The sequence below is a fragment of the Asaia sp. A2 genome (genome assembly GCF_057319415.1).
On sequence record NZ_JBXWTO010000043.1, the window covers coordinates 1 to 357 of the forward strand.

Consider the following 357-nt stretch of genomic DNA (forward strand, 5'->3'; position numbering starts at 1 on the left):
GGGTCTGTTCGTCCGGACCGTGGGCATAACGCGAGCCACCATGAGGATCGGGCTCGCCAATATCGTTTACAACATACGCCGCTTCCTCTTCCTCGAAAGACTGAACGCGAGCGCGTAGCCATCCCGGAGGAAACAGCGCCCGATCTGCCCAAAGCGCAGACCAAAAGTCACCCCAGGAGCCGTCAGTCAGAATGACAAAGCGCTAGAGAGTTTTCCTCTCAATCTGGCTCGTATCCAGCGGCGGTGAAGAAGTTGGCGCATTCTGCGGGCGCGACCTGATCGATGAGTTTGCCGATCCTGTTCCAAAGCCCGTCTCGGGTGCGTTCGGCGGCGCGGCGGAGATGGGCCTTGAGTTTG

General features: G+C 59.4%; 2 pseudogenes. One reads left to right on the forward strand and one right to left on the reverse strand.

The features are described from left to right. Window positions 1–118: pseudogene (locus tag ACWNRM_RS15190) on the forward strand (IS5/IS1182 family transposase); the annotation flags it as partial. Between the two features lie 100 nt (window positions 119–218). On the opposite strand, the pseudogene ACWNRM_RS15195 reads toward ACWNRM_RS15190, so the two are convergent. Continuing rightward, window positions 219–357, reverse strand: a pseudogene (locus ACWNRM_RS15195) (IS630 family transposase); the annotation flags it as partial.